Source organism: Flavobacterium limnosediminis JC2902 (genome assembly GCF_000498535.1).
Lineage (GTDB): Bacteria > Bacteroidota > Bacteroidia > Flavobacteriales > Flavobacteriaceae > Flavobacterium > Flavobacterium limnosediminis.
This window is the reverse complement of sequence record NZ_AVGG01000008.1, coordinates 1-24,983: the sequence shown is the minus strand read 5'-3', so window position 1 is coordinate 24,983 and position 24,983 is coordinate 1. Positions and strand designations below refer to the sequence as shown.

At 38.7% G+C, this 24,983-nt stretch carries 23 protein-coding genes; 12 read left to right on the top strand and 11 right to left on the bottom strand.

Annotated elements, in window-relative coordinates; all coding sequences use genetic code 11:
- Positions 1 to 26 precede the first annotated feature (26 nt).
- Together ftsH and rsfS are read right to left on the bottom strand one after the other, a co-directional pair.
- Positions 27 to 1,964: an ATP-dependent zinc metalloprotease FtsH gene (ftsH, locus tag FLJC2902T_RS09295; RefSeq protein ID WP_023579538.1), complete on the bottom strand. Its 1,938-nt coding sequence runs from the start codon at positions 1,962 to 1,964 to the stop codon at positions 27 to 29.
- Positions 1,965 to 1,976: 12 nt separating this feature from the next.
- Complete coding sequence (rsfS, locus tag FLJC2902T_RS09290; protein WP_023579537.1) at positions 1,977 to 2,348, bottom strand: ribosome silencing factor; 372 nt, start codon at positions 2,346 to 2,348, stop codon at positions 1,977 to 1,979.
- Positions 2,349 to 2,442: 94 nt separating this feature from the next.
- On the opposite strand from rsfS, the gene FLJC2902T_RS09285 reads away from it, so the two are divergent.
- Entirely contained in the window at positions 2,443 to 3,174 is a 732-nt protein-coding gene (locus FLJC2902T_RS09285; RefSeq protein WP_023579536.1) for a biotin--[acetyl-CoA-carboxylase] ligase, read from the top strand.
- A gap of 54 nt (positions 3,175 to 3,228) precedes the next feature.
- Here the strand turns inward: FLJC2902T_RS09285 and FLJC2902T_RS09280 are convergent, their stop codons facing one another.
- Both FLJC2902T_RS09280 and pyrE read right to left on the bottom strand, forming a co-directional pair.
- A complete protein-coding gene (locus FLJC2902T_RS09280; protein ID WP_023579535.1) occupies positions 3,229 to 3,621 on the bottom strand; it encodes a calponin homology domain-containing protein in 393 nt (130 codons plus the stop codon).
- 102 nt (positions 3,622 to 3,723) lie between these two features.
- The gene (gene pyrE / locus FLJC2902T_RS09275; RefSeq protein ID WP_023579534.1) at positions 3,724 to 4,371 is read right to left on the bottom strand and encodes an orotate phosphoribosyltransferase; all 648 of its coding nucleotides are present in this window, start codon (positions 4,369 to 4,371) and stop codon (positions 3,724 to 3,726) included.
- 7 nt (positions 4,372 to 4,378) lie between these two features.
- On the opposite strand from pyrE, the gene FLJC2902T_RS09270 reads away from it, so the two are divergent.
- Together FLJC2902T_RS09270 and FLJC2902T_RS09265 are read left to right on the top strand one after the other, a co-directional pair.
- A complete protein-coding gene (locus FLJC2902T_RS09270; RefSeq protein WP_023579533.1) occupies positions 4,379 to 4,978 on the top strand; it encodes an NUDIX hydrolase in 600 nt (199 codons plus the stop codon).
- Between the two features lie 386 nt (positions 4,979 to 5,364).
- Positions 5,365 to 6,714, top strand: a complete 1,350-nt coding sequence (locus FLJC2902T_RS09265) for a DEAD/DEAH box helicase (RefSeq protein WP_023579531.1) — start codon at positions 5,365 to 5,367, stop codon at positions 6,712 to 6,714.
- Between the two features lie 207 nt (positions 6,715 to 6,921).
- Here the strand turns inward: FLJC2902T_RS09265 and FLJC2902T_RS09260 are convergent, their stop codons facing one another.
- Genes FLJC2902T_RS09260 through FLJC2902T_RS09245 form a run of 4 tightly spaced genes read right to left on the bottom strand, consistent with a single transcriptional unit; the run spans position 6,922 to position 10,745 of the window.
- Positions 6,922 to 8,655 (bottom strand): M14 family zinc carboxypeptidase, encoded by a 1,734-nt coding sequence (locus tag FLJC2902T_RS09260; protein WP_023579530.1) that lies wholly within the window; start codon positions 8,653 to 8,655, stop codon positions 6,922 to 6,924.
- Positions 8,656 to 8,660: 5 nt separating this feature from the next.
- The gene (gene coaD / locus FLJC2902T_RS09255) at positions 8,661 to 9,116 is read right to left on the bottom strand and encodes a pantetheine-phosphate adenylyltransferase (protein ID WP_023579529.1); all 456 of its coding nucleotides are present in this window, start codon (positions 9,114 to 9,116) and stop codon (positions 8,661 to 8,663) included.
- Positions 9,113 to 9,727 (bottom strand): zinc-ribbon domain-containing protein, encoded by a 615-nt coding sequence (locus FLJC2902T_RS09250; RefSeq protein WP_155958887.1) that lies wholly within the window; start codon positions 9,725 to 9,727, stop codon positions 9,113 to 9,115. Before FLJC2902T_RS09250 ends, coaD begins: the two co-directional genes overlap by 4 nt.
- Positions 9,728 to 9,776: 49 nt before the next feature.
- The gene (locus FLJC2902T_RS09245) at positions 9,777 to 10,745 is read right to left on the bottom strand and encodes a D-alanine--D-alanine ligase (protein ID WP_023579528.1); all 969 of its coding nucleotides are present in this window, start codon (positions 10,743 to 10,745) and stop codon (positions 9,777 to 9,779) included.
- 280 nt (positions 10,746 to 11,025) lie between these two features.
- Between FLJC2902T_RS09245 and FLJC2902T_RS09240 the strand changes: the two genes are divergently transcribed.
- Complete coding sequence (locus tag FLJC2902T_RS09240; protein WP_023579527.1) at positions 11,026 to 11,655, top strand: PASTA domain-containing protein; 630 nt, start codon at positions 11,026 to 11,028, stop codon at positions 11,653 to 11,655.
- Positions 11,645 to 12,691: an RluA family pseudouridine synthase gene (locus FLJC2902T_RS09235; protein ID WP_035678140.1), complete on the top strand. Its 1,047-nt coding sequence runs from the start codon at positions 11,645 to 11,647 to the stop codon at positions 12,689 to 12,691. The genes FLJC2902T_RS09240 and FLJC2902T_RS09235 overlap by 11 nt, the downstream gene beginning before the upstream one ends.
- A gap of 216 nt (positions 12,692 to 12,907) precedes the next feature.
- On the opposite strand, the gene FLJC2902T_RS09230 is transcribed toward FLJC2902T_RS09235, so the two are convergent.
- From FLJC2902T_RS09230 to FLJC2902T_RS09220, 3 genes are all read right to left on the bottom strand, one after another.
- Positions 12,908 to 13,552, bottom strand: a complete 645-nt coding sequence (locus FLJC2902T_RS09230; protein WP_023579525.1) for a dioxygenase family protein — start codon at positions 13,550 to 13,552, stop codon at positions 12,908 to 12,910.
- Positions 13,553 to 13,634: 82 nt separating this feature from the next.
- Positions 13,635 to 14,177, bottom strand: a complete 543-nt coding sequence (locus FLJC2902T_RS09225; protein ID WP_023579524.1) for a GNAT family N-acetyltransferase — start codon at positions 14,175 to 14,177, stop codon at positions 13,635 to 13,637.
- A 110-nt stretch (positions 14,178 to 14,287) separates the two neighbouring features.
- The gene (locus FLJC2902T_RS09220; RefSeq protein ID WP_023579523.1) at positions 14,288 to 14,584 is read right to left on the bottom strand and encodes a hypothetical protein; all 297 of its coding nucleotides are present in this window, start codon (positions 14,582 to 14,584) and stop codon (positions 14,288 to 14,290) included.
- Positions 14,585 to 14,774: 190 nt separating this feature from the next.
- Between FLJC2902T_RS09220 and FLJC2902T_RS09215 the strand changes: the two genes are divergently transcribed.
- The 7 genes from FLJC2902T_RS09215 (at position 14,775) to guaB (ending at position 24,567) form a co-directional block, all read left to right on the top strand.
- Complete coding sequence (locus FLJC2902T_RS09215; protein ID WP_023579522.1) at positions 14,775 to 15,794, top strand: quinone-dependent dihydroorotate dehydrogenase; 1,020 nt, start codon at positions 14,775 to 14,777, stop codon at positions 15,792 to 15,794.
- 39 nt (positions 15,795 to 15,833) lie between these two features.
- The gene (locus tag FLJC2902T_RS09210) at positions 15,834 to 16,697 is read left to right on the top strand and encodes a hydroxymethylglutaryl-CoA lyase (RefSeq protein WP_023579521.1); all 864 of its coding nucleotides are present in this window, start codon (positions 15,834 to 15,836) and stop codon (positions 16,695 to 16,697) included.
- Between the two features lie 113 nt (positions 16,698 to 16,810).
- Positions 16,811 to 18,040, top strand: coding sequence for a DUF4856 domain-containing protein (locus FLJC2902T_RS09205; RefSeq protein WP_023579520.1), 1,230 nt, complete (start codon positions 16,811 to 16,813; stop codon positions 18,038 to 18,040).
- A 69-nt stretch (positions 18,041 to 18,109) separates the two neighbouring features.
- On the top strand, positions 18,110 to 19,225 hold the full coding sequence (locus FLJC2902T_RS09200; protein ID WP_023579519.1) for an imelysin family protein: 1,116 nt from the start codon (positions 18,110 to 18,112) through the stop codon (positions 19,223 to 19,225).
- A gap of 2 nt (positions 19,226 to 19,227) precedes the next feature.
- Positions 19,228 to 20,595: an HTTM domain-containing protein gene (locus FLJC2902T_RS09195; RefSeq protein WP_023579518.1), complete on the top strand. Its 1,368-nt coding sequence runs from the start codon at positions 19,228 to 19,230 to the stop codon at positions 20,593 to 20,595.
- The gene (locus tag FLJC2902T_RS09190; RefSeq protein ID WP_449404067.1) at positions 20,534 to 23,020 is read left to right on the top strand and encodes a TonB-dependent receptor domain-containing protein; all 2,487 of its coding nucleotides are present in this window, start codon (positions 20,534 to 20,536) and stop codon (positions 23,018 to 23,020) included. The genes FLJC2902T_RS09195 and FLJC2902T_RS09190 overlap by 62 nt, the downstream gene beginning before the upstream one ends.
- Before the next feature lie 74 nt (positions 23,021 to 23,094).
- Positions 23,095 to 24,567, top strand: a complete 1,473-nt coding sequence (guaB, locus tag FLJC2902T_RS09185; protein WP_023579516.1) for an IMP dehydrogenase — start codon at positions 23,095 to 23,097, stop codon at positions 24,565 to 24,567.
- Positions 24,568 to 24,983: the final 416 nt, after the last annotated feature.

The following is a 24,983-nucleotide window of genomic DNA, read 5'->3' as shown; positions in this document are numbered from 1 at the left end:
TTTTTATAAAATTTTATTAAAATAAATTACTGCAATTCCGTAATTGGTTCACTCTCTGTTTTTTCGAAAGGACGTTTTCCGAAGATGGCTTCAAGGTCATCTTTGAAAATAACCTCTTTTTCAATCAAAATATCGGCTAACTGCATTAGTTTATCGCGGTTCTCATTAAGGATCTTAATAGCTCTCTGATACTCATTTTCGATTAAATTCGAAATTTCTTTGTCAATTATCTGGGCCGTTTCTTCAGAATATGGTTTGGAGAAATTGTAATCGCTCTGCCCTGAAGAATCATAATAAGTGACATTTCCTAATTTATCGTTCAAACCGTATATGGTTACCATGGCTCGAGCCTGTTTTGTCACTTTTTCCAGGTCGCTCAGTGCTCCGGTTGAAATTTTATTGAATACCACTTTTTCGGCAGCTCTTCCGCCCATGGTGGCACACATTTCATCAAGCATTTGTTCTGGGCGAACAATTAAGCGCTCTTCCGGTAAATACCACGCCGCACCCAAACTTTGTCCACGTGGAACGATGGTTACTTTTACTAGCGGAGCCGCGTGTTCCAACATCCAACTCACGGTAGCATGACCTGCTTCGTGAATTGCTATCGCACGTTTTTCAGATGGAGTCACGATTTTGTTTTTCTTTTCTAATCCGCCAACAATTCGGTCCACTGCATCAAGGAAATCTTGTTTGTCAACCGATTTTTTGCCTTTACGGGCCGCAATTAAAGCTGATTCGTTACAAACATTAGCAATGTCAGCGCCCGAGAATCCCGGTGTTTGTTTTGCTAAAAATTCGGTATCCAGTTCTTCTGATTTTTTTAATGGTTTCAGATGTACTTCAAAGATTTCCTTACGTTCACGAATATCCGGTAAATCAACATAAATCTGTCTGTCAAAACGTCCGGCGCGCATCAGAGCTTTGTCTAAAACGTCAGCACGGTTAGTGGCTGCCAATACAATAACGTGTGTATTGGTACCGAAACCGTCCATTTCCGTTAACAACTGATTTAAAGTGTTTTCACGCTCGTCGTTAGAACCGGACATGTTGTTTTTTCCACGGGCACGTCCTACGGCATCAATTTCGTCAATAAAGATGATGGCCGGGGATTTTTCTTTGGCCTGTTTGAATAAATCACGTACACGAGAGGCTCCAACACCAACGAACATCTCCACGAAATCCGATCCCGAAAGTGAGAAGAACGGTACTTGTGCTTCACCGGCAACGGCTTTGGCCAATAAGGTTTTACCTGTTCCCGGAGGTCCTACCAATAAGGCTCCTTTCGGAATTTTACCTCCGATTTCAGTATATTTTTCGGGGTTTTTAAGGAATTCAACAATTTCCTGAATTTCTTCTTTTGCTCCTTCTAAACCTGCAACATCTTTGAAAGTTGTTTTAACATCGGTTTTTTCGTCAAATAATTTGGCTTTCGATTTTCCGATGGAAAAAATTTGTCCACCACCACCACCGGCGCCGCCACCAGACATTCTGCGCATCATAAAGATCCAGAATCCGATAATGATTATCAACGGAAGGAAGTTGATTAAAACATCTCCCCAATTGCTTTCGGGTTCGGATGAGAAATCACTAAGTTTTCCGGCTTTAAGCGATTCGTTAAGCTTTTGTTGGAATAATTCCTGATTTCCGATGTCTAAAGTGTAGTGAGGACCTACATTTTCCTTGCCTAACATCGTTTTCTTCTCTACTTTGGCGTGCGTTTTACTGTTTAAAGCTTCTTTTTTAAGATAAACCTGAGCCGTGGTTTTGTTGAAAACCACTTTGTCTACCTGATTGGAATCTAAAAACTGGTAAAATTTGGACAAAGAAGTTGGGCGGACTTCCTGAAAATTGGATCCGCTGGAAACTAATTGTATTGTCACTAAAATTAAAAGTACCGCACCATAGATAATCCATGGACTTACCTTAATTTTGGTAGGATTAGGTTTTTTATCTTTTGACATGTAATGTGAATATTAGTATTTGTTTTCGATAGAGGTGATTTTCGCATCACCCCACAAACTCTCGATGTTGTAGTATTCACGGATGTGTTTCTGGAAAACGTGTACCACTATGTTCACATAATCCATTAAAACCCATTCGCCGTTTTCGTTACCTTCAACATGCCAAGGTTTGTCTTTTAAGTCTCTTGAAACTACTTTCTGAATAGAGTTAACAATAGCGTTAACCTGTGTATTGGAGTTACCGTTACATATTACGAAGTAATCGCACACGGTATTTTCGATTGCTCTTAAATCCAGTATATCTATATCGTTACCTTTTACGTCTTCAATTCCTTTAATGATGTTCGCTAATAACGCATCATTGTTAATCTCCTTTTTCGCCATCTAATTTTAATATGTTTTTCGCAAAGTTACCATTTTTTGTCTTTATTTTTGAACCTTAACATAAGATTAAACTTCATAAAGCCAATTTATTTACATGAACATCATCAAACTCGATGCCACACCTTCAACAAATGACTTTTTAAAAGCATTGCTGACAAAACAATTTGTTGAAAATTTCACCGTTGTTACTACCGAAAATCAAACTTCGGGCCGCGGGCAAATGGGGTCGGTTTGGGAAGTGGAATCAGGCAAGAACCTTACGTTTAGTGTGTTGGTGAAGGATTCATTACTCGAAATACACGCTATTTTTCATCTGAATGTTCTTGTGGCGGTTTCCCTTTCGGAAGTGCTGGAGCAACTTAAAATTCCGTATGTTGCCATCAAGTGGCCAAACGACATTTTGGCAGACAATAAAAAAATTTCCGGCATTTTAATTGAAAACAGTCTGAAAAGTGACGGGGAAATTATTTCCGTAGTGGGTATTGGGCTGAATGTGAATCAGAAAAATTTCGATAATTTGCCTAAAGCGAGTTCGTTATCTGTTATTTTAAATCGGGAATTAGATAAAGATGCCATTCTGGTTGCCATTGTGGAACGTTTGAAATGTAATATTGCCCTGCTTCAGAACAAAGAGTACGATTTGTTTTGGTCGAAGTACAGTCAGAAGTTGTTCAAAAAAGGAGTACCGATGCCTTTTGAGGATAATGTTGGTGTGAGATTCATGGGAATTATCCAGGGGGTTACGGCAAACGGGAAATTGGAAGTCATGCTTGAAGATGATTCCGTAAAAACTTTTGATATCAAAGAGATTCAGATGTTGTATTAAATGAAAAAACCTATCTGTCTCCAAATAGGTTTTGTATTGAGATGTAATTGTGAGTTACAATTTAGTCATGTTTTCCGCTAAAGTTTCGATAAACTTGGTGATCGGACCTTTAATCATCATGGCCATCATCGGATTGAAATCACCATCAAAAAGTAATTGAACTTCTGAAGTGTTTGGTGTTAATGAATTGATGTTGGCTGTTAACGTAAATGGTAATTTATCGCTTGCAGCACCCAAAATCACTTTGTTTGGAGCGACTTTGTCTTTCATTTTTAATTTGATTTCCGGCATGCCTTTCAATCCGAAGATAAAAGCATTTTCGTCCAGAACCTCAAATTTGGCAATGCTGTCCGGCATTAATTTTTCAAAATTCTTAACATCAGTCAGTGAAGTAAACAAATAATCTGCTGATTTTTCAACGTTAACTTTTGGACTTTCTAAATTCATTATTTATGGATTGATAGATTAAGGATAACTATAATTTCACGCGGTTTCCAGATTTGCCGAATTCGGTAATCTTACGAAACAAGCTAATAAAGTCATATTTTTTTAGACTTCAATGCCCCAAGTGGATGGACTTTTGCGCCATTCTTTCAGGGTGTCGTATTCGTCTTCCGTGATGTATTTCTTAGCAACGGCTTCTTTCAATAACATGTCGTAATTACCAAGCGTATAAAGCTCGACATTGGCATTTTTGAAATTTTCTTCTGCGATTTCAAATCCGTAAGTGAAAATAGCCACCATTCCTTTAACGTTAGCGCCGGCTGCTTTTAAAGCTTCAACGGCTTGTAAACTGCTTTTTCCGGTGCTGATTAAATCCTCAACCACCAATACGCTTTGTCCTTTCTGTAAAAAGCCTTCCACTTGATTTTCGCGTCCGTGTTTTTTTGGTTCCGGACGAACGTATACAAAAGGAAGCCCCATAATTTCTGCAACAAGCATTCCGATTCCAATAGCACCTGTGGCCACACCGGCAATTACATCGGGTTTGCCAAATTGTTTTTCAATGTTTTTGGCAAATTCCTCACGAAGATAATTTCTGATCGGTGGAAATGAGAGAGTTATACGATTATCGCAGTAAATAGGCGATTTCCATCCAGAAGCCCATGTAAAAGGATTTTTTGGATTTAATTTAATTGCGTTTATTTGTAAAAGCAATTCGGCAGTTTTCTTAGCTGTGTCTGTGTTAAAAATCATACTACAAATGTATAAAGTTTTTGTAAACGATAAGCCTCTTTTCTTAACAAATCAAGTTGTTAAAGAAACCGATTTCCAGTTGTTTTTATTGGAAAGTGTTGATATTAAGCAAATTATAGTAAAAATGTTTCAAAATAAAATTCAGAAAGCATTTTTATATCATCCTGATGAAAAGGAAATTTTAACAAAGTTAAAGGAAAAAATTCCTGCAGTCAAAGCGGGAGGCGGTTTTGTTTTTAATAAAAATGGTGAAGTTTTATTCATTTTCAGAAACGGAAAATGGGATCTTCCCAAAGGAGGAGCTGAAAAAGGAGAGGTAATTGAAGAAACGGCCATTCGCGAAGTGGAAGAAGAAACAGGTGTGACCGGACTGAAAATTACCCAGAAACTTCAGAAAACCTATCATGTATTTAAGCGAAACGGCAAATACAAATTGAAAATCACCCATTGGTTTGAAATGAGAACTGACTTTGACGGTATTTTGCAAGGTCAGGAAGATGAAGGAATCGAGAAAGTTGTATGGCTGAAACCCGATGAGATTAAGGAAGCGCTCGGAAATTCTTATGAGAACATAAAATTGCTGTTTAAGGAAGAAAAAGTGATTTAAAGGAAGAAAGAAGTAGGGGTAAGGAATAAGGGATAAGGGATAAGGGATAAGATTAAAGAGAATAGAAAAAAGAGAAAAGGACAAGTTTGAAAATAATCGAAAAAAATCATTTTGATTATAGCTGTCGTGTCCCGTTCCATTCAGAAAGTTTTAAAGCCGGCTCAATAGCCCTGATGGGAGTGGTATCCTTTTGTGGAGCCTTAGCGGAGCAAAAGATAAAACGTACAGCAGGAACAAGGATTTCAAATAATCACCAAGCCATTCGCTCCCAAAATCCTTAATCCAAAAGTAAAACGCCAATCTACTTAAATACTCTAACCGCAAACCCAGACTGAACACTGATTGCTGCGACTAACACTGAAAACTATTTTCCTTACCTTTGCTGCATGTATAAAAATCCACGTTCCAATAATATTCTTCTCAATTTAGGAATTGAAAGTCTTAACGAAATGCAGGAAATGGCACAGGATGCTATTTTAAATGACCCTAATGTTTTACTGCTTTCGCCGACAGGTTCCGGGAAAACCCTGGCATTTTTACTTCCGATTTTTGAAATGCTTCAGCCTGAAGTGAATGCTGTGCAATGTTTGATTATTGTACCGTCAAGGGAATTGGGCCTGCAGATTCAGCAGGTCTGGAAAAAAATGACGACCGATTATAAGGTAAACGTTTGTTATGGCGGACACAATATTGAAACCGAAATCAAAAACCTTAGCAATCCTCCTGCGATTTTAATCGGAACTCCGGGGCGTATTGCCGACCATATCGACCGCGAAACGTTTAAGACGGACACCATCGAAACGTTGGTTTTAGACGAATTTGATAAATCACTGCAACTGGGTTTCCATGAGCAGATGTCATACATCATTAACAGACTGCCAAAACTGAACAAACGTATTTTGGTTTCGGCGACTTCGGATATTGAAATTCCGAAATACACGCGGGTTGTGAATCCGACGGTTCTGGATTTTGTTCCGCATGAAAAAGAAAACGAAAATCTTTCGATGAAAATGGTCGTTTCCAAAGAGAAAGACAAAATCGGAAGCTTGTTCCAATTACTTTGTTCGTTGAAATCGGAATCGGCTATTATTTTCTGTAATCACCGTGATGCGGCGGAACGAATCAGCGATACCTTAAACGAAAAAGGAATTTACGCCACCTATTATCACGGCGGCATGGATCAGGAGGAACGGGAGCGTGCTTTGATTCAGTTCCGAAACGGCAGCGTGAGTTATCTGGTTACGACCGATTTGGCTGCGCGAGGGTTGGATATTCCGGAGATGAATCACGTTATTCATTACCATTTACCTTCCAAAGAGGATGAGTTTACCCACAGAAACGGAAGAACAGCAAGGATGCTGGCTTCAGGAACCGCTTATATTATCGTTAACGAAAGCGAGAAAAAACTGGATTACATCGATTATCAGATGCCGGTTTTAAATGTTGATAACGCCAAATCCTTACCGAAACCACCGGAATTTCAAACGATTTACATCAGCGGTGGAAAGAAAAACAAGCTGAATAAAATTGATATAGTTGGCTTCTTTTCGCAGAAAGGGAAATTAGAGAAAGGCGATTTGGGTCTGATTGAAGTCAAAGATTTTGTTTCGTTTGCAGCGGTGAAATTCAAAAAAGTGAATGAATTACTGCGAAACATTAAGGACGAAAAAATGAAGGGAAAGAAATTTAAAATTGAAGTTGCCCGAAATGTAATTAAAAAAGAAGAAGAGAAATAGTTTAGGCTATCGGAATAAAAAAAGGTCACAAGGAAGTTTTTCGTTGTGACCTTTTTCATTACCGTACTAAGTAATCTTTGGATTTTTCTTTACTTTAAGAGTCTAAAAAAGCCACAAATTACACAAATTCGAACGAATTGATTTGTGTGTATTTGTGTAATTTGCGGCTTACTATTTAATCTGTTAGAAATTCAGTTTAGCATTATATTAATAACGCATTACTTTATAAACAGGATATTGCAAATGTTCTTTTTCATAATATTTGGAATGTTTATACACCCAGTCCAATTGCGCGTCACCATTTTCGGCAAACTTTTTGTCTTCCTGACGTTTTTTCTCCAGTTCGGCTTTTAATTTTGGATTTTCATCTAAAATCTGCTTTGCCAAATCTTCAAAAACATAGGCGGAATAATATTCTTTCTGCTGTAAAATCGTATCGAAGAAATTCCAGTTAAAGAATGAGTCCGTAGCTTCCGGCTCCAAGGTTTCCAGTAGGTATTTTACGTTTTTCTGACTGGTTTTCACAACGAAATCCCCTTCGCTGAATTTTACATTTTCGCGACTTGCAGTAACCGAAGTGTTGTAATGACCGTAATGGCCTTCGAAAGCTTCTTTACTGGTTTTGTAATCGGCAATTTTATAGCTTTCCACGTTAAGTATAGTGTCTTTTTTCAGTGGTTGCATGTCGATTTTGTTCATTCGTAACAATTCGATTACTTCCCAGTATTGTTTCGGAACGATGTAGGATTCCGGGATAGTGATTTCTTTTTTAGGTTTGTACACTTCGTAAAAAGGGATCATTTTTTTGAAAGGTTTTGTCCGGTCGTAATACAAACGCGGTTTTCCGGAAACCTCACTTGGTTTGTATTTGGCTTCGTAACCCAAAAACGGAATTTGTTTTACCTGAGCCGAATCAATTACCCATTGTACGGTATATTTTCCCGGTGGGTAATAATTAACCAAGTTGTCCTGACGCTGTTTCTTAATTTCAGCTGCATTTTTATCGGTGTAATTTAAGGTCGACAACATATATTCGTAAGTAACTTTTACCCTTTCCGAATATTTTTTAAGCATGTGTGTTTCCACCATAACCCCTAACGTATTGAACATCGAAGCGTAACCGGTTGAAAATCGCGGCGTTTCCATGCTTTTAGCAAAACCTTTTTCAGGTACATCGTTGTGGATGTTTACGTAAGGAACCGGTTCGATTTTTTTAGCTTTCATATCTTTTAAAATGGAGGGCATCATCTGCTCGTTAAAAAACTTACCCAAATTCCCGCCTAATTTCTGATAATGTGTGTCGATGTAGGTTAAAGTGTATTGATAATCGGCACCGTTGCTTACATGATTGTCGATGAAAACATCCGGATTCACAATATTAAAGATTACCTGAAAACTTCTGGAGTTTCTTGTATCTGATTTTATAAAATCGCGATTCAGGTCGAAATTTCTTGAATTCCCTCTGAAACCATAGGCTTCCGGTCCGTTTTGGTTAGCACGGGAAGTCGAATTTCGGTTCATTGCTCCCCCAACATTGTATACCGGAATGGCCACAACAATCGTGTTTTTAGGCACAGCGATTTTTCCGGTAGCCAAATCTTTCATGAATAACATCGTAGCGTCGATTCCGTCGGTTTCTCCCGGATGGATGCCGTTATTGATTAGCATTACCGCTTTGTTTTGCGTATTGATTACCTTGAAGTCGAAGATTTTTTCCGGATTGAAAGTAACGATGTGCAACGGTTCACCATTATCGGTACTACCCATGGTTTTTACCGCAATCGTTTCGAAACTTTTATCCAGTGTCTGATAATAATTCATGGTTTCCTTATACGTCGCCGACTGGTTGCCGTTTCCTTTTTCGAAAGGTGTTTTTAAATCGGGTTGCTGCGCAAAAAGAAGAGAAGAGCCTAAAAAGAATAAGCCGATTATTTTTTTCATTGTAGTTATTTGGTTTTAACAGATTCGGGAACTAAGATAGTGTAATCTCCGCCATTTCGGATTACGTCGCGAACAATACTTGAACTGATGTGTGAAGTGTCGATGGCCGTTAATAAAAACACGGTTTCAATATCCGACAGTTGACGGTTGGTGTGTGCAATGGCTTTTTCGAATTCGAAATCTGCCGGGTTGCGGAGTCCGCGAAGGATGAATTGTGCGTCTAGTTTATGACATAAGTCGATGGTTAATCCTTCATAGGTAACCACGGAAACTTTCGGTTCGTCTTTAAAGGATTCCTCGATGAATTTTTTGCGGTCTTCCAGCGAGAACATGTATTTTTTTTCGGCGTTGATACCTATGGCTACAACGATTTCATCAAATAAAGGCAAAGCTCTTTTGATAAGGTCGTAGTGTCCTAAAGTGATTGGGTCAAACGATCCGGGGAATATTGCTTTTCTCATGGTTCCTTTCTGTTTATTTCATAAATAATATTAGAATTATACATTTTAATTACTTCGCTTAATTTGAAACCTTGAAGTATTTTGTAATTGGTATCTACATCAATACTTTTAATTTTAGAAAAATGATCTACAATAAAGTTGTTCTTATAAACGAAAATGCTGTCTGAAGTAACATTTTGAACCTTATAAGTGGTATATCCGAAATTATTTTTAATCAGATAGACGTCTTTTTTATTAGGCTTCAGAATATATTCTTTTTCTTTTTTCTTCATTTGAACCCCAGTGTTAATAGCAAACCCCAGAATAGTTAAAACAATTAAAATACCGGAAAAATGACGAAAAGGAACTTTATATCTCGTGGAATTAAACTCATTAACAACTTTTTCTTTTTCAATATAGTTTAAATCGCTTTTTTTGATTCGTTTGCCACAATTAAAACAAGTGAGAGTGTAATCTTTTTTTAGAGGTAGCATTGGGATAAAAAGTAAGGTTATATACCCTCCCTTTATTATCAAGTCGAGATTCGTTTTCTTATTACATGAGCCACAAGAGTAATTATCGATTTGTACTCTTTTTAAAACCTTAAAAATTTTATCTAAATGGAATGTCATTTTAAAAGCATTGCTGTCCTAATTAATAGTTTACTTCACAGTTTATTTGTTATAACGCCAACTCAATAGCGTTATCAAACAATTCGGTTAGTGAAATGCCGGCTTCTTTGGCTTGTTGCGGTAAAATGCTCTCAGTGGTTAAACCGGGAATGGTATTCATTTCGAGCATAAACGGTTCTCCGTTTACGATGATGAATTCACTTCTTGAAAACCCTTTCATTTTTAAAACTTCATAGGCTTTTTTGGAAACCGCTTCCACTTTCTGACGGACATCCTCTGAAATTCGGGCAGGAGTAATCTCCTTCGATTTTCCTAAATATTTGGCTTCATAGTCGAAGAAATCGTTTTCCGATACAATTTCCGTGATTGGTAAAACCGTGGTTTCGCCTCTGTAATTGATTACGCCAACAGAAACTTCCGTACCGTCAAGGAAACTTTCGATGATGATTTCGTTGTCCTCTTTATAAGCGTTTTCAATGGCCGGAAGTAATTCTTCTTTGGTTTTTACTTTTGAAATTCCGAAGCTTGAACCGGATTTGTTTGGTTTAACGAACATCGGTAATCCTACTGTTTTGATGATTTCGTCTTCGTTAATCACATCGCCTTTGTCCAAATAGAAAGAAGTTGCTGTTTTGATGCCGTAAGGTTTCAGTACAGAAAGCATATCACGCTTGTTGAATGTCAGCGCCGCCTGGTAATAATCGCAGGAAGTCTGCGGAATATCTAATAATTCGAAATACGCCTGCATTAGTCCGTCTTCGCCTGGAGTTCCGTGAATAGCGTTGAAAACTACATCGAAAGTAAGTTTGATTCCGACATAATTCACAGAGAAATCGTGACGGTTTACCGGGAATTCATTTTCGTCTTCGTCCACCATTACCCATTTTTCCTTAAAAATATGAATACGGTAGGCATTGTATTTGGTTTTATCTAAGAAGTTATAGACTACATTTCCACTTTTAAGGGAAATCTGATATTCACTGGAATAGCCTCCCATGATGATGGCAACATTTTTCATATCTGTAAATTTATTTTTTAGAGGTCACATATGGTATCGCTTTCATTTATCGGTGTTTGTTTGCACAAACTTTTGTTAGTGGCGATTTCATATTCTGTCCGTTATTTAATAAGTAATAGTTCACACAAAATTATCACTATTTGTTGAAACCCACATCAAAAAATATTTTTCTTCCGATAAAAATGAAAAGTGGGTTCCTGACGACCTTAGGCAAACAATTACTTTTTCGGAAGAAACAAAAAATCTTTAGTATTTTATATCTTTGCCCAAAACCAAAACTATGAGTTGGAAAAAATTTTTAACAAGTCCTGTATTTTTCAAAAACTTCGCAATAGCATTACTGATTGTTGCCGCTTCTGTTTTTGGAGTTATGAAGTTTTTAAGCGTGGCGACGAATCACGGGGAAGAAATTCCGGTTCCTAATCTGTCAAAGATGTCCGTTGAAAAAGCAGAGGAACGTTTGAATGATATTGATCTGGAATTACAATTGTTAGATACAGTGGATTTTAATCCGGCTTTTCCGCCTTATTCTATTGTGGAACAAGATCCGCTTCCGGCCGTAACCGTTAAGGATGGTCGTAAAGTGTATGTAAAAATCAACTCAGGCGGTTATTCGAAAGTCGTTTTACCGGAATTGGTTCAGAAGACATACAGACAGGCTTTGTCTACTCTGAGAGCTTTGGGATTAGAAGAAGGCGATGTGAAGTATGTGGAATATATGGCTAAAGATGTTGTTCTTGAAGTGAAACAAAACGGAAAAACATTGAAAGCAGGCGATAGAATATTAAAATCGTCAAAAATAGATTTTGTTTTAGGAGACGGAAAAACCGGATTCCAGGACGAGGAAATGGACAGTATTAATGCAAGTGAACAATTAGCGCCGGCTCCGGCAGAAGAAGATGCAGAATAATCAGAATACAGATCAGGAAGAATTAGACGAAGAATTATACGAGCACCATCGTTTTGAAGCCGGAAAAGGCCAAGCTCCGTTGCGTGTAGATAAATTTTTAATGAATTTGGTGGAGAATGCCACGCGAAATAAAATCCAACAGGCTGCGGCTAACGGGAATATTTTCGTGAACAACATTCCGGTAAAGTCCAATTATAAAGTAAAAGCGAACGATGTAGTGCGTGTGTTATTGGAACATCCGCCGTTTGAAAACATTATTATCCCGGAGAATATTCCGCTGGATATCGTTTATGAAGACGACCAATTACTGGTAATTAACAAACCCGCTGGTTTAGTGGTACATCCCGGACACGGGAATTATACCGGAACTTTGGTGAACGCATTGGCTTTTCATTTCGAAAATTTACCGATGAACAGCAGCGAGCGTCCCGGATTGGTTCACCGAATCGATAAGGATACTTCAGGTTTGCTTGTAGTTGCCAAAACCGATCATGCGATGGCTTTTCTGGCCAGACAGTTTGAAGAAAAAACATCTGAAAGGGAATATATCGCTTTGGTTTGGGGGAATGTAGTAGAGGAGGAAGGAACCGTTACCGGATATATCGGTCGTCATATGAAAGATCGTATGCAAATGGCCTGTTACGACAACGAAGAATACGGAAAATGGGCCGTGACGCATTACAAAGTGTTGGAACGCTTGGGATATGTGACTTTAGTTTCCTGTAAATTGGAAACCGGACGAACACATCAGATTCGTGTACACATGAAGCACATCGGACACACGTTGTTTAACGACGAGCGTTACGGAGGTCACCTGATTTTAAAAGGAACAACCTTCACCAAATACAAACAGTTTATCGATAATTGTTTCAAGACATTGCCAAGACAGGCGTTACACGCAAAAACATTAGGATTCCAACATCCGACCACGAAAGAATTCATGCGTTTTGATACCGAAATTCCTCAGGATATAAAGGAATGCATTGAAAAATGGAGAGTATATTCGAAGTCGCACACGGTTGAAGAAGAAAATTAATTGAAATCCCTCGAAAGAGCAGTTGTCCTGATACAAATTCGGATAGGATATTTTGAAACACAGATTCCACAAATTTTCACAGAGTAATCCGTGTAAATCTGTGGAATCTGTGTTTTGTTTTTAATAAAGTAATCTCAATAATCGCTATAAATTTGCTCAGTAAACGTCGTAAATAGTAATAGTTGCAGATAGCCTGATTTAGAAAGCCTTTTGTAGTTATTTCAAATGAATGTCCCGTTTACCAATCCAAACACCGTCTGTTTTCTTAACATCCACAATTCCGGAACCGCCCTGAAGTGAATATTTGTTTTGCATGTTTTTGGGAAGATTAGGATCGTCTTTAAACATGAAATCGGTAATGTAAAAAGGCTTGTTATTGTCCGGAATTTTGAGTGCCGAGTGTATATGTTGCGGCGCTGTTGTTTTAGGATAAGAAGCGGGACGAATGGTTTCGATTCGGTAGTTCCCGTTTTTATCTGTTTTGCACCACCCGTGATGGGAACCGTGCCATTTCTGATATCCTTTTTCGTTCCCTTTCTTTGAATATTCGCCTTTGTAATCGGTGTGGTAGGCATACAGAATTACGTCAGGGTATGGTTTTTTATCCTTTTTATAGATTGTCCCACTGATAACCAGTTTCTCACTTTTGCTGTCATCATCCGGAATAATCATGGTTGAAGTCAGTTGTTTAGGCATGTTTACGAAACAGCATTCGATTGCCACATCGGGATCATCACAATCATCCGTTTGAATTACCGATGTTGGTTCATGCAGACTTATTTCACGGTTAGTTTCCTTTTTGCAGAAAGTCAGCAGCAATGAAAAAAAGACAAGGGCGATGATTTTGGAGGAACGTTTCATAGTGTACTGTTTTGAAAATCATTGACATATCAAATTTACAAAATACATTCCGTCTTTTTACTTACAAAAAGTTAAGAAATACTTAATGGTGAGATTCTTCCCTCAACAATGAAAATACTACGGAATCTTCTGCGAAACCATTCTTAAAATAATGCTTACGCAAATGGCCTTCTTTAGTGAAATTCAGTTTCTGAACCAAACGTAAAGAAGCTTCGTTATTTGGCCCGATCAAAGCTTCGATTCGGTTGAGGTTCATCGTCTTAAACCCATAACCGATAACGGCCTTTAAAGCTTCGGTCATAATTCCTTTGCCTTTATGGCTTTCGCTGAATAAGGCGTATCCGATTTCAGCGCGATTGTGTTCTGTGAACCAGGTGTGAAAACCACAAGCACCAATGATGGCATTAGTTTGTTTGTCAATTAGTTGAAAATTAACGAATGACCTGTTATAAGTTGTCATTCCTTTTTCGAATTTAATTTTCTCTTTACTAAGCTCATCTTCGGTTGAAAACCCTAAAAAAACTTTCAGTTCATCATCATTATAATGCTGAAATACAAATGCGTATACTTCGGGTGTCAGTTTTCTTAATATGAGATGGTTTGTTTCTAACAGTTCAAAATTCATTTTTAAGTTTTAAGTGATTAGTCTTCTTTATAAACTTCTGTAAATATACTTTATTAAGAAGAATTTTTACTTATAAAACATAGTATCACAATTAAACAGTCAGTACCATTTTACGAAATCTGTTTCAGAATTTCCCGTTCCGAATGCCGTACCAGCGGTTTGAATTTTTCATACCATATTTTCCAGGCTTCAGCGTTCATTTCTCTGGCTAAATCGGCTTCAAAATCGGCCAGCGTTTTATAAGGGCCCTCGAATATAAGCCGATAACCCTCTCCGGTGAAGTCGGTCAGGATTTTTCCGCCTTCAGGCATTTTCATTAAACCAAGACTGTGGGCTTCATCCACCAACGCTTTGGCTTCTTTGAATCGGCCAAATTGCAAATAGAATATTTCTCTGACTATGTACATAATGTGAAGAATTAAATTAGACAAAAATGACTAACAAAGTTAAGGATTAATAAAATTGTAAAACATTAAATATCATTGATTTAAACGTGTTTTTTGTGTTTTATACAGACCAAGTGATAAAACATTCTGCAGGATAATCTCCGAATTCTGAATTCAAATTTCTATTTTTGCTCAACAACACAATATTACCATGTACAAACAAATTATTCGTCCCATACTTTTCTGTTTCGATCCTGAGGCAGTGCACTATTTTACTTTTTCGGCTGTTAGATTAGCCAATAAAATTCCGGGAGTTTCGGCTTTGATAAAATCGTGTTACAGCGTAAACGACAAACGTTTGGAGCGTGAAGTTTTCGGATTGAAATTTAAAAATCCGGTTGGATTGGCCGCTGGTTTCGACAAAGATGCCAAATTGTACAAGGAACTTTCGGATTTTGGTTTCGGATTCATCGAAATAGGTACGCTCACTCCAAAAGGTCAGGAAGGAAATCCGAAAAAACGTCTGTTTCGTTTAAGAGAGGATTCGGCTATTATTAACCGAATGGGTTTCAATAACGGCGGTGTTGACGATGCGGTGGTGCGTCTTAAGAAGAACAATGGCGTTTTGATCGGTGGAAACATCGGGAAAAATAAAATTACCCCTAACGAAGAAGCGGTAAAGGATTATGAAATCTGCTTTGATGCGTTATACGATTATGTGGATTATTTTGTAGTGAATGTGAGTTCGCCAAATACACCGAATTTGAGAGCATTACAGGATAAAGAACCGTTAACGCAATTGTTGCAGACACTTCAGAATAAAAATATTGAGAAACCAAAGCAGAAACCTATTCTTTTGAAAATCGCTCCCGATTTAACAGATGAGCAATTATTAGATATTATCGATATCGTAAAAGAAACCAAAATCGCAGGTGTGATTGCAACCAATACCACCATTTCAAGAGACGGATTGCATTCGGTGAATAAAATTGAGATGGGCGGACTTTCCGGAAAACCATTAACGAAACGTTCTACGGAAGTGATTCGTTTTCTTTCGGAAAAAAGCAATAAAGCGTTCCCGATTATCGGTGTGGGCGGAATTCATACAGCCGAAGATGCCATCGAAAAACTCGAAGCAGGAGCCAGTCTGGTGCAGTTGTACACCGGATTTATATACGAAGGACCGGCCTTAGTGAAAGCCATCAACAAAAAGATTTTAGAAAAAGCATAAAAGGTGGTAATTTAGCCACTCAGAACTTCAGATTCTTCAATGGAAAAAGTCAAAATTATCGAATGCCCGCGTGATGCCATGCAAGGTATCAAGGAATTTATCCCTACAGATAAAAAAGTGCAGTACATCCAATCGTTATTACGCGTTGGTTTTGACACCATTGATTTCGGAAGTTTCGTTTCGGCGAAAGCCATACCGCAAATGCAGGATACTGCTGAGGTTTTGGCAAAATTGGATTTGTCGCAAACCAAAAGTAAATTATTGGCCATTATCGCTAATACACAGGGTGCTGAAAATGCCTCCATTCATCCCGAAATCCAGTATTTGGGGTTTCCTTTTTCGATTTCCGAGAATTTCCAGATGCGTAATACCCACAAAACGATTGCCGAATCTTTGGTAACTTTGCAGGAAATTTTGAATATTGCCGACAGAACCAATAAAGAAGTCGTAACCTATATCTCGATGGGCTTCGGAAATCCGTATGGCGATCCCTGGAATGTGGAAATAGTAGGTGAGTGGACGGAAAAACTGGCGAATATGGGTGTGAAAATCCTGTCGCTTTCCGATACTGTCGGAAGTTCCACCCCGGAAGTTATCGATTATCTGTTTTCCAATTTGATTACAAAATACCCGAATATCGAATTCGGTGCCCATCTGCACACCACGCCGGATAAATGGTTTGAAAAGGTTGATGCGGCTTACAAAGCGGGCTGTCGTCGTTTTGACGGAGCTATCCAGGGCTTTGGCGGTTGCCCGATGGCGAAAGACGATTTGACCGGAAACATGCCAACCGAAAAAATGCTTTCCTATTTTACTTCTGTGAAAGCCGATTCGAATTTGAGCCCGATGAGCTTCGAAAGTGCTTATAATGAAGCAATTAAAATTTTCACTGTTTACCATTAACATTTCCTGTTAAATTTATTTAAAAAAAGTCTAAATAAATTTTTGCTTATTTAGAATGAGTATATATATTTGCACTCGGAAATTATTTTAACTCAATCTAAATAAATAGAGATATGAAATTTAAAAATGTACTCTTAACATCTTTGCCGGTAATGGCTTTATTTGTTGTTTCATGTTCTGAAGATGATACAACTCAGGAACCACAATTAAATTATACTATTCCCACAACGTATACATTTGAAAGAACAGGCACTACGACTATTGATTACAGTGGTCAGACAAGCAGAATCCTGATGTTGGATGCGATGGGGGCTGAAATAAAAAATCAGGCAGCTATCAATGCAATAGTTGATGACACTAAATTGTCTGATATGTTTGCCAATGTAAACAATCCGTTTACGAGTACAGAATTGAATACATCGGGTAAAAAATTAAATGATAAAACGGCAGCTTCAAGAGACTTCTTCGTGAATTTTGGTGGTGGAGGTTCAACATTGGAACAATCGGATGTTAGAGCTTTTTTTGAAAGTCAGTTTGATGATGCTAATGCGGCTAGTGGCGGAGTGTTGGCCTCAGCAGGAGTTGCAGGAGTTTATGAGGACGGATCTTCCAAACGTTTATTCGCAGCAAACGGTCTAGAGCCTCAACAAGTGCTTTTAAAAGGGATGATGGGGGCTTGTTTTATGGATCAGATCGTGAATAACTATTTGAGTACAGCTGTTTTGGATGAAGGTTCCAACAGAGATAACAATACGAATAAAGTGCTTGAAAGCGGTAAAAACTATACCAAAATGGAACACCTTTGGGATGAGGCTTACGGTTACATCTACGGTGGAGATAATCCTTCGGCTACAACCCCTACCTATAAATTCTGGAGCAGCTATATCAATCAGGTAGATGCGGATTCAGATTTCGGAACTTTAAGAGAAGATATCGAATTGGCTTTCAGAACCGGTAGAGCGGCAATCGTGGCTAACGATTATGCAACACGTGATGCTCAGATTGCTATCATCAAACAAAAAATGGCTTTGGTTCCTGCGGTTAGAGCGGTATTCTATCTTAAAGAAGGTAAAGCTAAATTAGTTACAGAATCAGGGAAAAAAGCATTCCATGCACTTTCTGAAGGATACGGATTTATCATGAGCTTACGTTACACAAACAAACCGGGAACAAATGCACCTTATATGTCAAAAGCAGAAGTTGATGCTATCTTAGATGAATTGACTGCCGGAACAAACGGACTTTGGGATGTAGATTACCTGAATTCGCATATCGACGGATTGGCAACGCAAATTGCTGCTCGCTTCGGATTCACAGTAGCTCAGGCCGAAACGGTTAACTAACATAAAAATTGAAAGCAGAGGAGGTTTACTCTTCTGCTTTTTTTATACCTTTGCAAAAATTTTCAAGTAATGAAAAAAATACTTCTTTTAATTGGTTTTACGGCCCTTTTTGCAGCATGTTCTTCCAGTGACAACGGTTCGGATTCCTCAGGCGACGGTTACGACAGAACAGCGCTTTTAACAAATTGGGCAGATAACATCATTATTCCTTCTTTTGAAAATTATCAGACAAAAGTAAATACACTTCAAACAGAAATTGCTGCTTTTACAGCGGCTCCGACGGAAACTGATCTGCAGGAAGTAAGAACAGCATGGGTTGAGGCCTATAAGGCGTTTCAATATGTTTCGATATACGAAATAGGAAAAGCAGAAGAAGTAAATTTTGTCAGTTGCACAAATATCTATCCGACAAATACAACTGGAATTGAGGCTAATATAGCTTCCGGAACATACAACTTTTCTTTGATTTCCCAATTCGATAAACAAGGTTTTCCGGCACTTGATTATATGATTAACGGTTTGGGTGCGGACGATGCGGCAATTGTAGCGTTTTACACTTCAAACGGAAATGCAACCAATTACAAGCAGTATCTGACGGATTTGGCGGCAAGGCTAAAAACAAATGCCGATGCAATTGTAAACGATTGGAACGGAAGTTACAGAAGCACGTTTATTGGAAGTAACGGAAACTCAGTAAGCAGTTCGGTTAATCGTATGGTTAATATTTTTGTGAAGAATTACGAAAAGAATGTGCGAGCTGGAAAAGTAGGGATCCCTGCCGGAATTTTTTCAAGCGGGACAACGTATCCCAATAAAGTGGAAGGGTACTACAAAAACGATATTTCAAAAGTACTATTGAATGAGGCAGTGAAAGCTTCTCAGGATTTCTTCAATGGCAAGCATTTTAATGCTGCCGAAACCGGTCCGGGATTAAAAGCGTATTTAGAGTATTTGAATGTGGTAAAAAGTGGACAACCTTTAAGCACGATTATCAATAATCAGTTTACAACAATTTTCAATGCAAACGCATTATTGAACGATAGTTTTTCACAACAGATTTTTACGGATAACAGTAAAATGATTGCCGCTTACGATCAGTTGCAGTGGAATGTGGTTTACTTCAAAGCTGATATGATGCCGGCGCTGAACATTACAGTAGATTATGTGGATGCAGACGGCGATTAGTCATGATTGATAGGCTGAATAAATATCTTACTAAAAAAACAGAAACCGCGACGCTGGCCTTTTTCAGGCTGGCGTTTGGTTTAATGATGCTGTTCAGCATTATCCGGTTCGTAAGCTATGGCTGGGTGGAGAAAATGTACATTAAACCACAGTTCCATTTTACTTTTTACGGTTTCGAATGGGTAAAACCTTTGGGGAATTTTACGTATTTGTTGTTTTTTATTTGTGGTCTGTCTGCGCTCATGGTGGCAATAGGCTACAAATACAGAATCGCAATTATCGTATTTTTTCTGAGTTTCACTTATATCGAACTGATAGACAAAACCACGTACCTCAATCATTATTACTTTATATCACTGGTCAGTTTTATATTGATTTTTTTGCCTGCGAACGCGGCTTATTCGGTTGATGCTTATAAAAATCCGTTGAAAGCCTTTCAGCAGATTCCTTCCTGGACGGTTGACGTTATCAAACTGATGCTGGGAATCGTTTATTTTTACGCCGGATTGGCAAAACTCAACTCCGATTGGTTAATTGATGCCATGCCTTTAAAAATGTGGCTTCCCATGAGTTCGGGAATGCCGGTTGTTGGTGAATTTTTAAACCAAAACTGGACGCATTACACCCTTAGTTGGTGCGGGGCAATTTATGATCTGGCCATTCCTTTTTTGTTGCTTTACAGAAGAACCCGAATAGTGGCTTTCGTATTGGTTGTGATTTTTCACGTTTTTACAAAAATGCTGTTTCCCATCGGGGTTTTTCCGTATGTGATGATAATCAGTACGCTGATTTTCTTTGAAGCCGGTTTTCACAAAAAGGTTCTTCAGAAAATTTCCGGTCTGTTTAAAATGAACTGGAATCAGTTTGAAAACGGATTGATCAAAAATCAGTCATTTTCATTTTCAGAAAAATTAAAAATAGGATTCTTAACCGCTTTCATGGCTTTCCAATTGCTTTTTCCGTTCCGCTATTTGCTGTATCCCGAAGAACTTTTCTGGACCGAAGAAGGTTTCCGTTTTTCATGGCGGGTAATGCTTATGGAAAAATCAGGATACACCCAGTTTAAGGTTACGGATGCTGTTACAAAGAAAACTACTTATGTGGATAACAGTCAGTTTCTGACACCTTTTCAGGAAAAACAAATGTCTTTTCAACCCGATTTTATCCTGGAATACGCCCACTTTTTACGCGATCATTATAAAAAAATCGGATACAATGATCCGGAAGTCAGAGTCGAAAGTTATGTCGCGCTCAACGGACGTTTAAGCCAAAAATATATAGACCCCAATGCAAATCTTGCAAAAGAAAATGAATCATTCAAACATAAAACCTGGATACTTCCGTTTAACGATGAAATTAAAGGATTATAAATACGTGTTGCTGTTGTTTTTAACGTGCAACGTTTACTCTCAATACAAATTTTCAGGAACCGTGGTCGATAATTCGGGTAAAATTCTTCCGGGTATCGAGATCATCGATAAAACCACGGGCCGAAGTTTCATCACGGATAAAAGGGGTGATTATTCCATAAATATTAAAAATCCGGGGGATTATGTATTCATCTTTTTTGCTGAGAATTACGCCATGGCCGAAAAATCAGTGACAATATCCCAAAAAGAGACATTTTTACGTGTAGTGTTGTATCCTTTAAGTAAAACGCTTTCGGAAGTAGTTATAAATAAACAAAAGGAAAGTATCGCAGCCATCAGAAAACTGAAGGATATCGAAGAAACAGCCATTTATGCCGGAAAAAAAACGGAGGTTGTAGTATTGGACAAGTTAACGGCCAACAAAGCAACTAATAACGCCCGTCAGATTTTCTCGCAGGTGGTTGGATTAACTATTAATGAAAGCAACGACGGAGGCTTACAGCTTTCAATCGGTGGACGTGGTTTAGATCCAAACCGAACTTCCAATTTCAATACACGTCAGAATGGTTACGATATCAGTGCCGATGTTTTGGGGTATCCCGAAAGTTATTATGCTACACCAACAGAAGCATTGGAAGAAATTCAAATCGTACGTGGTGCAGCATCCTTGCAGTACGGAACGCAGTTTGGCGGAATGATCAACTTTAAATTAAAGAGTCCGAGCAAAAAAGAAATAGAATTTACCAACAGAACAACCGGCGGTTCGTATGATTTGTTTACGAATTTTACCAGTCTGAGCGGTACCAAAGGAAAGTTCAGCTATTATTCGTTTTACAATTACAAACAGGGAAGCGGCTTCCGTCCGAATTCACAATTCGATGCCAAAAACTTCTTTGCCAATTTGAATTATCAGTTCACGGCGAATACATCCCTGCATTTTGATTATACGCATTTCGATTATCTGGCGAAGCAACCGGGTGGTTTAACCGATTACATGTTCAATCAGGATCCGACGCAGAGTAACCGCGAGCGTAACTGGTTTGCAATCGATTGGAATTTATATTCCCTTCGATTGAAACATAAATTTAAGAATAACGCCGATTTTTCATTGCAGTTGTTTGGATTGGATGCCTCAAGAGAAGCGATTGGATATCGTTCGAACCGTGTTTCAAATCCGGATACGCCGGGAACGGAAAGGGATTTGATTTTAGGGGATTTTGCAAACTGGGGTGCCGAAGCACGTTACTTGAAAAGATATTCGTTTTTTAATAAGTCCAATGCCTTTTTACTCGGAGCCAAATACTACCAGTCGAAAAATACCGGGATTCAGGGGCCGGGAAGTTCGGGTTCGGATGCTGATTTCAATTTGGCAACCGATGAATTTCCAACCTACGCCAATCAGTCATCGTATACTTTTCCTAACCTGAATGTGTCTCTTTTCGGGGAAAATATTTTTAAAATCACTCCGAATTTTTCGGTAACTCCGGGTTTCAGATATGAATTTATCCGAACACAGGCTGATGGTTATTACAGAAGAATCAATAAAGATTTAGCAGGAAATGTGATTTTAGATGAAACGGAATATGAAAATAATATTAAGGAAAGAAGCTTTCTATTGTTGGGATTGGGCTTGAGCTACAAGCCGGTGAATAAAATTGAATTGTACGGAAACATATCTCAAAACTACCGTTCGGTAACATTCAATGACATTCGTACCGCAAGTCCGAGTCAGGCAATAGCCGAAGATATTACCGATGAAAAAGGATACACTGCAGATATCGGAGCAAGAGGAAGATTGTTTGATAAAGTAACATTCGATATCAGCGGTTTTGCCTTGTATTATGATCAGAAGATTGGAGAGTATGTAACACGTAATCCGAATGGAGCTGCCGGAGATGTTCGTTACCGTGACAACATCGGAACAGCAATAACATACGGATTTGAAACGATGCTGGACTGGAATATAGGCAAAACATTCTTTGCCGAGAATGAGAATTTTGTATGGAACATGTTCTCCAATGTATCCGTTACCGAATCAGAATATCTGGAATCCGATCAGCCAAACATCAAAGGGAATAAAGTGGAATTCGTTCCTTTATATAATGTGAAAATAGGTATGGGAGTAGGTTATAAAAACTTTTTATCGAGTTTACAGTTTACACACGTTTCCTCCCAATTTACCGATGCGGATAATCATCCGACCGACAATAACGATAATATTTACGGTATTTTCGGAGAAATCCCGTCCTACTATGTTATGGATTTTTCAGCAGCCTATAAGTGGAAAAGATTCAAATTGGAAGCAGGTATAAATAACCTAACCGACAACTGGTATTTTACAAGAAGAGCTACGGGATACCCGGGACCTGGGATTATTCCTTCAGAACCGAGGGTGTTTTACACCACTTTGGAATTTGTTTTTTAAAGTTAAGTTAAAACGGTTTTTATAAGAACTTTAAATGTACTATATTTGCATGCAATTTAACTACAAATTGCAACATGAAAGCACATACAGCTAAAATCATCGGTGAAGGACTAACTTACGATGATGTTCTTCTGGTTCCGAATTATTCCGAAATACTTCCACGCGAAGTAAGTATCAAAACGAAATTCTCAAAAAACATTACGCTTAACGTTCCGATTGTTTCAGCTGCAATGGATACCGTTACCGAAAGTTCTATGGCAATCGCTATGGCGCAGGAGGGCGGAATCGGTGTTTTACATAAAAATATGACCATCGAGCAACAGGCTGCGAAAGTACGCAAAGTAAAACGTGCGGAAAGCGGAATGATCATCGATCCGGTTACCTTACCCTTAACGGCAACTGTTGGTGATGCGAAACTGGCAATGCGTGAATTCGGTATCGGCGGAATTCCGGTAGTGGACGAAAATCAGATCCTAAAAGGAATTGTTACCAATCGTGATTTACGCTTCGAAAAAAACAATACGCGTGACATTACAGAAGTGATGACTTCCAATAAGTTAGTTACTGCTCCCGAAGGAACAACGTTAGCGAATGCCGAAGAAATTCTTCAGGAAAATAAAATCGAAAAATTACCGGTAGTTAATTCCGATAACAAATTAATCGGATTAATTACTTTCAGAGATATTACAAAACTTACCCAAAAACCCAACGCAAACAAAGACCAATTCGGTCGTTTACGTGTAGCTGCCGCTCTTGGTGTTACAGCCGATGCAGTAGAAAGAGCAACTGCTTTAGTAAACGCCGGTGTAGACGCTGTGATCATTGATACGGCTCACGGTCATACAAAAGGTGTGGTGGATGTTTTGAAACAAGTAAAAGCAAAATTCCCTAACCTAGACGTGGTTGTTGGAAACATCGCTACTCCGGAAGCAGCTTTATACTTAGCAGAAAACGGAGCAGATGCCGTGAAAGTAGGAATCGGACCTGGTTCTATCTGTACAACCCGTGTAGTTGCTGGTGTTGGTTTCCCTCAGTTCTCAGCCGTATTGGAAGTAGCTGCTGCTTTACGCGGAACTGGTGTTCCTGTAATCGCTGACGGTGGAATCCGTTACACAGGGGATATCCCGAAAGCCATCGCTGCCGGTGCCGACTGTGTAATGTTAGGTTCATTATTAGCGGGAACAATGGAATCTCCAGGCGAAACTATCATCTTCGAAGGAAGAAAATTCAAATCATACCGCGGAATGGGTTCTGTTGATGCCATGAAAGATGGTTCTAAAGACCGTTATTTCCAGGATGTGGAGGACGATGTGAAGAAACTGGTTCCGGAAGGAATTGTAGGTCGCGTGCCTTACAAAGGGGAATTAAACGAAAGTATGTTACAGTTTGTTGGCGGACTTCGTGCCGGAATGGGGTACTGTGGTGCCAAAGACATACAAACGTTACAGGAAAAAGGTCGTTTCGTGAGAATTACAGCGAGCGGAATAGGGGAAAGCCACCCACACAATGTGACAATTACGCAAGAAGCTCCGAATTATTCGAGATAATTTAAAAGCAATAAAGAAAGCCTCCAGCAGTTAAGTTGGAGGCTTTTTTGTTTTTGGGAGCGAATGGCTTGGGCATTTTTTGCCATCCCTATTCCTGCTGTCCGTTCCAATCTGTCATTGCGAGCTTGCGCGGCAATCTCACAATGCCAGGATTTCCACTCCCATCAGGGCTATTCGGGAAACCATTTGTTTTTTTGGAATGGCAACAGGAATAAGGGGTCATATGTTTTTTACCACAGATTTAAGGATTAGCACTGATTAATCTGTGTAAATCTGCATAATCTGTGGTTTAAATTTTTTTAATTACCTATCTCTTCAGAACAGTAACGTGGTAAATGGGGTTCTTAACCGGGTTTGCCACGTCCTATAAGGTGGTTAATGGCGTTCCGAACTGGGTTTACCACGTTATGGGACGT